Here is a 9,688-nt window from a genome sequence, read left to right as displayed (position 1 = left end):
ACGCGCACATTCGGATAGCGTGCCGCGAATTCTTCGCAGCGCGCCCAGTGCGTGACCGCACGCCGCCCGTCGAGCAAGCCGGCCTCGGCGAGCAGGAACGCGCCGGTGCAGACCGATGCCACGCGCCCAGCGCGTGCCGATGCCGCTGCCGGCCCTCGCGCTGCGCGAAGCGCGGTTCCCGCAGCGCCGGATACGCGTCGCCGAGCGCATCGGCGAACACGGCCCAGAACTTGTCCTCGAGCGTCGCGAGCACGATGTGCCGGCCGTCGGCGGTCTCGAACAGGTCGTTGTCGGGCATCACCCAGCGCGCCGTGTCGCGCGTATCGCGGCCGGTGCGCAGCGCCCAGGCGGCCGGTGCGGTCCACGCGAAGATCGCGTCGTGGATCGACACGTCGAGATGCTGGCCGCGCCCGCTCTCGCGCGCGCTCATCACGGCGACCGCCAGCGCGAGCGCGGCGTGCAGCGCGGCCGCGTGGTCGGCCAGCCGCACGCGTGGCCGCGAGACGGTGTCATGCAGCTGCGCGGGCACCGACCAGTAACCGGCATCGGCCAGGAAGTTCAGGTCGTGGCCGGGACGGTTCGCATACGGGCCGTCCTGCCCGTAGCCGGTGATCGAACACAGCACGACGCGCGGGTTCGCATGCGCCAGCACGTCGTAGCCGAGCCCGAGCCGCGCCATCACGCCGGGCCGGTTGCCTTCGACCACCGCATCGGCGTCGCGCACGAGATCGAGAAAGCGTGCGCGGCCGTCGGGCGTCTTCAGGTCAAGCACGATCGAGCGCTTGCCGCGGTTGAACTGCGCGAACGTGTCGGCGCCGAACTGGCGCAACGCGTCGCCGCCCGGCGGCTCGACCTTGATCACGTCGGCGCCGAGCTGGCGCAGCAACGCGCATGCATGCGGGCCGGGCAGCAGCTGGCCGGCATCGACGATCCGCACGCCGCGCAGGCACGACCAGGCGGGGCCATCGGCATCGCCATCGGCGGCGGGCCACGCGCCACGTGCGTCGTCGCGGGCCGTCATGCAGCGCCTCCCGCGCCGGCCGGCTCGAGAATCGCCTTCGCGATCGTGTTGCGCTGGATCTCGCTGGTGCCGGTCAGGATCCGGAACATCCGCAGCTTGCGGAACGTCTGCTCGACCGGATGGCCGCGCGTGACGCCGACGTTGCCGTGGATCTGCACAGCCTTGTCCGCGACCTCGAAACAGCGCTCCGACACGTAGAGCTTGCAGGCGGCCGCCGTCATCCGCAGGTCGGCGCCCGCATCGGCGAGCGCGGCCGTATGCGCGATCATGCTTTCGCATGCCCACAGCGCGGCGGCCATGTCGGCGAGCATGTGCTGGATCGCCTGGAACCGCGCGATCGGGCCGCCGAACTGCCGGCGCGTGCGTGCGTAATCGAGCGACGCCCGGTACGCCGACATCGCGAGGCCGAGCATCGTTGGGCAATGCAGCAGCCGGTTCACGTTGATGCGCGACATGCCGAGCCGGAAGCCGTTGCCCAGCCCGCCGAACACGTTCTCGCGCGGTACGCGCACGTCGACGAAGCGGAGGTCCGCATCGATGTGCTGCCCGGACATCGGCACGTACTCGTGCTCGACGCTCACGCCGGGCAGGTCGAGATCGACCAGCACGGCCGTGATCTGCGGCGGCGTCGCGGACGCATCGGTCACGCACATCACGATCGCGAAATCCGCGAACGGCGCGCCGCTGATGTAGTGCTTCGTGCCGTTGATCACGAGCGCATCGCCGTCCTCGACCGCCGTGGTGCGGATGCTCATCGCGTCCGAGCCCGAGTGCGGTTCGGTCAGCGCGAAGCACGTCGATTTCTCGCCACGCATCACCGGCTTGAAATAGCGATCGAGCTGCGCGGGCGTCGCGTACTTCAGCATGTTGCCGACGCGCGGCGGCCCGCCGAGTTCGCCGAGCACGTGCGGCGCGAGCGCCGCGCCGCTCGCGGCGAGGTCGGCCTTCAGCGCGCACACCTCGGCGATCGACAGCCCCTGCCCGCCGATCTCGACGGGCAGGCTCGCCGTATAGAAGCCGAGCGCGGCCGAGCGTTGCCAGACGCGGCGCAGCACGTCGCGCGGCCACACGTCTTCCGAGTCGAGCCGCAGCTCGCGCTCGATCGGGCGCAGTTCGTCGTCGACGAAGCGCAGCACGGCCGCGCGCAGCGCGACGAATTCAGGGCGTTGCAGATGATCGAACATGGCGGATTCCTTCAGTTGACGCGGCGCGCGACACCGCGCCAGTACTGCTCGCGCACGAGCTTGCGGGCGATCTTGCCGTTTGCGTTCTTCGGCAGCTCGGCGACGAAATCGATGGAGCGCGGCAGCTTGTAGTCGGCCAGCTGCGCGCGGCAGTGCGCGACCAGATCGTTCGCGTGCGCGTCACGGCCGGCACGCAGCACGACCACGGCCTTCACGGCCTCGCCCCACTTGTCGTCGGGCACGCCGACCACGCAGGCCTCGAGCACGCCTTCGTGGCGGTACAGCGCCGCTTCGACTTCGGTCGGATACACGTTGAAGCCGCCCGAGATGATCATGTCGTGCTTGCGGTCGACCAGATAGATGAAGCCGTCGCGATCGGTGCGCGCGAGGTCGCCCGTGTGCAGCCAGCCGTCGACCAGCACCTCGCGCGTCAGCTCCGGCGCATTCCAGTAGCCCTGGAACACGTCCGCGCCGCGAATCACGATCTCGCCGATCGCGTCGCCTTCGACTTCGCGCCCGTCGGCATCGACCACCCGCACCTCGGTTTCGCCGAGCGGCCGGCCGCACGACGCGAGCCGCTCGCGGTCGTGCAGCAGCGCGTGCGCGTGATCGGCGATGCCGAGCCGCGTGACGCCCGACGTCGATTCGCTCGCGCCATAGCCTTGCGACAGCACGGGACCGATGCGCGCCCACGCTTCCTCGATGCGCGCCGGCGCCATCGGCGCCGCGCCGTAGCCGAGCACCTTCAGGCTGCGCAGGTCGGCCTGCGCGAGCTCGGGCGCGTTCAGCAGCATGTTGACCATCGCCGGCACCATGAACGTGTGCGTGATGCGCTGGCGCGCGATGTCGGCGAGGAAATGCGCGGGCTCGAACGCGTCGAACAGCACGAGCGTCGCGCCGCAGAACAGGTACGGCTGCATCAGCATCCCGGACGCATGCGTGATCGGGCCGATCAGCGCGAGCCGGTCGCCGGGCTGCGCGGGGCGATCCATCCCCAGCACGATCTTGCGCAGCGACGCGAGCCGGTTGCCGTAGCTCTGCATCGCGGCCTTGATGCGCCCCGTCGAGCCGGACGAGAAATGCAGCACGGCGAGGTCGTCCGGCGCCGGCAGATGGTCGGGCGGCGTATCGCTGCCCTTCGCGACCAGCGTGTCGTAGTCGAGATAGCCGGCCACCGCACCGCCGATCGACACGAACCGCTCGACCGACGAAAAGCCCGGTGAATCGGGTGTGTAATCCGTGTAGCCGCGCCCGCCGATGAACGCGGCGGGCGCGCAGTTGCCGACGACGTCGGCCGCCTCGGCCGCCGTGAAGCGCGGATTCAGCGCGGCTTTCACGAGGCCGGCCTTGTACAGCGCGCATTCGATCTCGACGAGTTCGATGCAGTTGCGCGCCTGCACGGCGATGCGGGTGCCGGGTGCGAAGCCGAGGCCGCGCAGCGCGTTGGCGAGCCGGGTCGAGCGCTCGTCGAGCTGGCGGTACGTGACGGCGCGGTCGCGGTGGATCACGGCGGGCTGGCTGCCCCAGTAGCGGGCCGCGCGCCGCAGGAAGTAGGCGAAGCTCAAAACGATTCTCCTGGTCGAACAGTGCCGCCAGTCTGTAAGATGCCCAGGCATCACCACAATGCATCACCGGATATAAAGTCATAACCGACAGGAATCCCCCGATGGACACGCGCGATCTGGAGTACCTGCTGGCCGTCGAGCGGCACGGCAGCATCGGCAAGGCCGCCGAGGCGCTGGGGCTGTCGCAGCCGGCGCTCACGAAAGCCGTGCAGCGGCTGGAGGGGCAAGTTGGCGTGACGCTGTTCGAGCGCACCGCGAACGGGATGACGCCGACGCCGGCCGGCGCACGCTTCGTCGCGCGCGCGCAGCGGATCGCGCTCGAGTTCGATGACGCGATGCAGGAGATGCGCGCGATCCGCGGCGGCGAACAGGGCGTGGTGCGCATCGGCTACTCGCCGACCGTGCCCAATGCGTTCGTGCTCGGGGCGTGCCGGCAACTGATCCGCGAACGGCCGGCCGCGCGGCTGCGGCTGCGCTGCCGGCTCGCGCGCGAACTGCTCGACCTGCTCGCGGCCGGCGAGCTCGATCTCGTCGTCGCGCCCGAACCGCAGCAGCCGGACGCCGGCCTCGACACCATCGCGCTGTTCGACGACCGGCTGGCGGTGCTCGCCGACGCCGCGCACCCGCTGCAGCGCAAGCGCGGGCTCACGCTCGCGGATCTCGCCGATCAGGAGTGGCTGCTGCCGGAAGCGACGATTCCCGTGCGGCACCGCATCGACGACGCGTTCCGCGCACGGGGCCTGCCCGCGCCGCGCCTGCGGATCGAGACGGACTTCGGCAATACGTCGCTGCTGCAGCTGTTGCGCGGCACGCCGCTGCTGTGTGTCGGCGGCACGGATGCGCTCGACCAGATGACCGGGTTGCGCGCGCTCGACCTGCGGGCCGGCGAGCTCGACCTGGACCGCCGCATCGGCGCGATGCACCGGGCCGGCGCGTACGTGCCGCCGCTGGCGCAGCGGATGATCGCGCTGCTGCGGGAAAGCGTGGGGTAGGCGCGGGACTCGCCGCGACCATCATCAGCGGGAGTGATGTCACTCCCCTTTTTCTGCGGATTTGACCGGGGGCACGGTGCCGACAACACTAGGGCCTGTTCACGCTAATAACGGGCTTGCGAACGCGCCTTGCCGGTCGTAGTGCAAGGAGTGAGGAGCGCCGTTTGGCCGAGCCAAACAAGCGACGATCGACGCCGCAATACGGCCGGCAAGGCGCGTTCCCCTGTTCGAGAAAATTCATTCGTGGGGCTGGCCACCAGAAGGGCCGATCGCCGCGTCATGCTCCTCGCGAATACGTCGAGTATTCGCTTCGTCGCAATCCTTGCGCTCGGCCCTTCTGGTGGCCAGCGCAAGCCCGTTATTAGCGTGAACAGGCCCTAGCCCGCAGTGCTGCACAGACGGCACGCGCCCGCCCTCCTTCAGAGTCCGCCATGTATCCGACCGACACCGTGCAATCCCCGAGCGCCGCCCGGCCGCTCGCCGACCGGCAACTGCGCCGAATCGTCATCGCCTCCGTCGCCGGCAACGCGATGGAGTGGTACGACTTTTTCGTGTACGGCACGGCCGCGGCGCTCGTGTTCGGCCATGTGTTCTTCCCGCCCGGCGCATCGGCGCTCACGGGCAGCCTCGCCGCGTTCGCGGCCTTCGCGCTGGGCTTCGTCGCGCGGCCGCTCGGCGGGATCGTGTTCGGCCACGTCGGCGATCGCTACGGGCGCAAGGCGTCGCTCGTGTGGACGCTGCTGATCATGGGCGCATCGACATTCGCGATCGGCCTGCTGCCGACCTATGCGCAGATCGGCGTGTGGGCGCCGGCCGCGCTCGTCGTGCTGCGCCTGCTGCAAGGCATCGCGTCCGGCGGCGAATGGGGCGGCGGCGTGCTGATGATCAGCGAGAACGCGCCGCCGGAACAGCGCGGCTACTACGCCGCATGGAGCCAGCTCGGCGTGGGCGGCGGTTTCGTGCTGTCGTCGGCCGCGTTTCTCGCCGCGCAGGCGCTGCCGGACGACGCGTTCCGCACGTGGGGCTGGCGGCTGCCGTTCCTCGCGAGCGTCGTGATCTTCGCGATCGGCATCTACATCCGCCGTCATCTGCCGGAAAGCCGCGACTTCGAGCAGGCCGGCAAGCGCGGCGCGCACACGCACCTGCCGATCGTCGAATGCATTCGTCGCCATCCGAAGGAAATCCTGCTCGCGATGGGGTTGCGCGTGGCCGAGAACGGCGGCGCGTACATCTTCCTCGCGTTCTCGCTCGTCTACGGCAAATACGTCGGCATCCCGAACGGCGTGATGCTGACCGGCGTGATGATCGCGATGATCGTCGAGATGGGCGCGATGCTCGCGTGGGGCAAGCTGTCCGACCGGATCGGCCGCAAGCCCGTGTACCTGATCGGCGCGCTGAGCCTCGTCGCGTGCGCGTTCCCGTTCTTCTGGCTGCTCGACACGCGCGTGACGCCGCTCGTGTGGCTCGCGCTCACGGTCGGCACCGCCGTGAGTCACGGCGCGATGATCGGCACGCTGCCCGCGCTCGTCGGCGAGCTGTTCAGCACCGAGGTGCGGTACTCCGGCGTCGCGCTCGGGCATGAAGTCGCGTCGATCTTCGCGGGCGGGATGTCGCCGCTGATCGCGACCGCGCTGCTCGCGCGCTATCAGGCGTCGTGGCCCGTCTCGCTGTTTCTCATTGCGCTCGGCCTCGTGACGGTCGCGACGCTGTGCGTGATGCGCAAGACGCGCGTCGCGCCCGACGCCGGCACGCGCGGCGATACGGTGTGAGCGTGCGGCACGCGTCGGCCGCATCCGCTTCCGTTCCCGTGCGCTTGACGGCGGGTGTCGGACACACCGGCTCACGGTGCCCCGTGCGCGCTTTCGTGGCACCGCGAGCGCACGCGGCCGGGTCGTCCGGGCTACTCGCGCGGGTCACGCCGCCCGCCGTCGAACACCGGCGCCAATCCCAGGTGATCGAGCAGCCGCGCGAATTCGCCGAGCCGCTGTCGCATGTACGCGGGCACGTCCACGTCCGCATAGTCGTGGAAGCCGGCCCCCGTGCGCACGCCATCACGCCCGGTTTCCATGTTGTGCACGACGCTCGCGGCCGGCGCGAAGCGCGGGCCGATCTCGCCTGCCAGATACGTCGACGCGTAGTACAGGATGTCGCAGCCGCCCCAGTCGATGAATTCGAGCAGCCCGAGCACCGCGAAGCGCGGGCCGAAACCGGTGCGGATCGCCGTGTCGATATCCTCCGCGCTTGCGACGCCTTCCTCGACCATCCGCGCCGCCTCGTTCATCGCGAGCGCCTGGATGCGCGGCACGATGTAGCCGGGCGCCGGCCCGCAGATCACCGGCTTCTTGCCGACACGTTCGAGCAGCGCGGCGAGCGCATCGACCACCGACTGGCCCGTTGCGTCGCTGCGGCTGATCTCGACGAGCGGCATCAGCAATGCAGGGTTCAGCCAGTGCGCGTTCAGCATCCGTTCGGGGTGTGCGACATGGCGTTGCAATTCCGTGACGACGAACGTCGACGTGGTCGATGCAATCGTTGCGCGCGCATCGACATGCTCGCCGAGCCAGCGCAACGCGTCGGCCTTCGCGTCGAGCACTTCGGGCAGCGCCTCGAACACGACCTCTGCATCACTCACGGCTTCGGCCGCGCCATCCCTGGAAACGATCTCGATGCGTGCGACGACCGCATCGGCCTGCGCGGCATCGATGCGTCCGAGCGCAACCTGCGCATGCAGTGGCCTGGCGATCTCGTCACGCGTGCGATCGTCGAAGGCGCGTTGGCCAGCCGCATCGCGCCGCTTGAAGTCGATCAGCGTCACGTCGATTCCGGCAAAGGCAAACACGAGCGCGATCCCCTGCCCCATGCGTCCCGCGCCGAGCACGTGTACACGCGCCACATCGGCGGCCGCGCTCATGCTGATACTCCCGCGACTCCGTTGTCGAGCAGCGCACGCATCGCGTCCTTCGACAGCGCCGCGATCCCGAGCCGCTCCAGCGTGCGCCCTTCCGCATACAGGTCGCGCACCGCCACCGCGCTCGCGATGCTCAGCAGCCCCTGCGCGACCGGCGTCGGCACGCCGGCCCAGCGCCCGCACGACACGATGAACGACAGCCCGAGCCGGGTGTCTTCGAGCATGTAGCGATGGGACCGCAGATCGATCTTCTCGCGCCAGTCGCCGCTATCGGTCAGCTTGCCGTGCGCGCCGCGCCCGTACATCCATTCGTCGCCTTCCGCCGCGTAGTGATCCGCGAGCGGGAAATGCGGCGCACGGTAGCCGAGCGCTTCACGCACCGCGATGCGTTCGGCATCCAGCGCGTTCGTCACGCGGCGGATCGACGGCTGCGTGCCTTCGTTGTGGATATCCCATGCGTCGAAGTGTTCGAGCGGCCCGGCGTTCATCAGGATCAGCGGCGGATGGATCACGGGCCCCGCATTCATCAACGCACCGGACAACGCATCCTCGACCGGCTCGACCGACGGATAGCCCGCACGCAGCACGTCGAACGCCCAGCCGGCCACATTCGCGGGAAATACACCGGTCGGCAGGCGTGTCGCGTACGCGCTGATCACGACGTCGTTATCGCCATGCTTGCGCACGAGGTACGGCAGCGTGCCCGTCTCGGCGAATGCGACGCGCGAACGGTTGCCGGCATCGGCCGCCGCCTGCGCGAACACGAAGCTGCCGAACGTGCCGGGCGGCAGGAACACGACCTGGCCGTCCTCCAGCAGCGGCGCGACCTGCGCGGCGAGCGCTTCGTGCGACGTAGCCGGCAGCGGCACCACGACGAGTTGCGCACCGCGCAGCGCGGCCGCGAGCTCGCCGGTCAGGCGGATCGCACCCGGCGCGTCGCCGAGCGGCACCGCGCGCGTGCCGCGATAGTCGGTCACGTTCAGCACGCCAAGCTCGCGCAGCCGCGCGTGCGGCTCGCGGTCGCGCCGCCACCACGTCACGTCGTGGCCCTTTTCGAGCAGGTCGATCGCCGCCGCATGGCAGCCGTGGCCGCCGCCCAGAACACATACCTTCATCGTCTTCTCCCGGTGATTGAGTGTTTCCGAGACTACGCGGCCGCCCCCGCCGCGTCGCTTCAAAACGCGCAACGGCACGCCCGTTCGCGCAACGCAATCGCGGCGATGCGCATGCCGCCGCGCCCGCCGCATCCGCTACGAGGTCCGTGAATGGATATCGCCCTGTCACGCCATGCGCCGAACCGGCTCGGCACGCTGCACGCCCCCGACGAAGTCGAACGCGCGGTCGCCCACCGGCTCGGGCCGCACCGGATGGCCGCGCGCGGCCGTGATCCGTTTCATGCGGAGCTGTACGAAGTGCCGCTGCATCACGGCGCGCTGCTTGAACTCTGCTACGGCCGCGAAACGCACATCGACTTCGGCGACGATGCCGAGCACTTCCTGTTCAGGCTGACGCTCGCCGGTGCATGCGAGCTGCAGGCCGGCAGCGTCGTCGCGCGAGCCGGCCCCGGCGAGCTGACCGTGTCGTCGCCGGCGCTCGCGAGCCGCCTGAGCACGAGCCCCGATTGCCGCAACCTCGTGCTGCGGCTCGAACGCGGCGCGCTCGAACGCAAGTTGCAGGACATGCTGCAGGCCACGCTCACGCGGCCGCTGCAGTTCGATCTCGCGGCCGGTGGCACCGGCGCGGGCGCCGCGCTGCTGCTGCCGACCTTCGAATACCTGTGCCGGCTCGGCGCGCAGCCGGGCCTCGGCACGGCCGCGGCGACCTTCGGCGCCGATCTCACGACGTGGCTGATGTCGCTGCTGCTCACGCACCTGCCGCATTCGTACAGCGACGCGCTCACGCGCGGCACGCCGCCGCTACCGGCGCACGTGCGGCGCGCGTGCGATCACGTCAACGCGCACCTCGGCGAACCGCTCGCACTCGCCGCGCTGGCGGCCGTCGCGGGCGTCGCGCCGCGA

At 70.1% G+C, this 9,688-nt stretch carries 7 protein-coding genes and 2 pseudogenes; 3 read left to right on the top strand and 6 right to left on the bottom strand.

All coding sequences use genetic code 11. The annotated features are described in order from the left end of the window. The 4 genes and pseudogenes from G3N98_RS40425 to G3N98_RS36110 all read right to left on the bottom strand — a co-directional run. Positions 1-140: pseudogene (locus G3N98_RS40425) on the bottom strand (DJ-1/PfpI family protein); the annotation flags it as partial. Further along, a pseudogene (locus tag G3N98_RS36120) lies at positions 122-1,021 on the bottom strand (CoA transferase); the annotation flags it as partial. The pseudogenes G3N98_RS40425 and G3N98_RS36120, both read right to left, overlap by 19 nt. Beyond that, the gene (locus G3N98_RS36115) at positions 1,018-2,205 is read right to left on the bottom strand and encodes an acyl-CoA dehydrogenase family protein (protein WP_089457681.1); all 1,188 of its coding nucleotides are present in this window, start codon (positions 2,203-2,205) and stop codon (positions 1,018-1,020) included. The pseudogene G3N98_RS36120 and the gene G3N98_RS36115, both read right to left, overlap by 4 nt. A gap of 11 nt (positions 2,206-2,216) precedes the next feature. Then, entirely contained in the window at positions 2,217-3,770 is a 1,554-nt protein-coding gene (locus tag G3N98_RS36110) for an AMP-binding protein (protein WP_206150801.1), read from the bottom strand. Between the two features lie 101 nt (positions 3,771-3,871). On the opposite strand from G3N98_RS36110, the gene G3N98_RS36105 reads away from it, so the two are divergent. Together G3N98_RS36105 and G3N98_RS36100 are read left to right on the top strand one after the other, a co-directional pair. Beyond that, a complete protein-coding gene (locus tag G3N98_RS36105; protein ID WP_206150800.1) occupies positions 3,872-4,762 on the top strand; it encodes a LysR family transcriptional regulator in 891 nt (296 codons plus the stop codon). A gap of 431 nt (positions 4,763-5,193) precedes the next feature. Next, entirely contained in the window at positions 5,194-6,531 is a 1,338-nt protein-coding gene (locus G3N98_RS36100) for an MFS transporter (RefSeq protein WP_206150799.1), read from the top strand. A gap of 131 nt (positions 6,532-6,662) precedes the next feature. On the opposite strand, the gene G3N98_RS36095 is transcribed toward G3N98_RS36100, so the two are convergent. Together G3N98_RS36095 and G3N98_RS36090 are read right to left on the bottom strand one after the other, a co-directional pair. Then, positions 6,663-7,673: a 3-hydroxybutyryl-CoA dehydrogenase gene (locus tag G3N98_RS36095; RefSeq protein ID WP_206150798.1), complete on the bottom strand. Its 1,011-nt coding sequence runs from the start codon at positions 7,671-7,673 to the stop codon at positions 6,663-6,665. Continuing rightward, a complete protein-coding gene (locus tag G3N98_RS36090) occupies positions 7,670-8,785 on the bottom strand; it encodes an NAD/NADP-dependent octopine/nopaline dehydrogenase family protein (protein ID WP_206150797.1) in 1,116 nt (371 codons plus the stop codon). The genes G3N98_RS36095 and G3N98_RS36090 overlap by 4 nt, the downstream gene beginning before the upstream one ends. 150 nt (positions 8,786-8,935) lie before the next feature. On the opposite strand from G3N98_RS36090, the gene G3N98_RS36085 reads away from it, so the two are divergent. Continuing rightward, the coding region (locus G3N98_RS36085) for an AraC family transcriptional regulator (protein ID WP_206150796.1) at positions 8,936-9,688 on the top strand (753 nt) is incomplete at its 3' end.

Source organism: Burkholderia sp. Tr-20390 (assembly GCF_017104595.1).
In the GTDB taxonomy this organism is placed as follows: Bacteria; Pseudomonadota; Gammaproteobacteria; order Burkholderiales; family Burkholderiaceae; genus Burkholderia.
This window is presented reverse-complemented; position numbering and strand designations above follow the sequence as displayed.

Excerpts from the sequence above, each read along its gene's own strand:
- G3N98_RS36115 (WP_089457681.1), bottom strand. The coding sequence starts at position 2,205 with ATGTTCGATCATCTGCAACGCCCTGAATTCGTCGCGCTGCGCGCGGCC.
- G3N98_RS36105 (WP_206150800.1), top strand. The coding sequence starts at position 3,872 with ATGGACACGCGCGATCTGGAGTACCTGCTGGCCGTCGAGCGGCACGGC.
- G3N98_RS36100 (WP_206150799.1), top strand. The coding sequence starts at position 5,194 with ATGTATCCGACCGACACCGTGCAATCCCCGAGCGCCGCCCGGCCGCTC.
- G3N98_RS36095 (WP_206150798.1), bottom strand. The coding sequence starts at position 7,673 with ATGAGCGCGGCCGCCGATGTGGCGCGTGTACACGTGCTCGGCGCGGGA.
- G3N98_RS36090 (WP_206150797.1), bottom strand. The coding sequence starts at position 8,785 with ATGAAGGTATGTGTTCTGGGCGGCGGCCACGGCTGCCATGCGGCGGCG.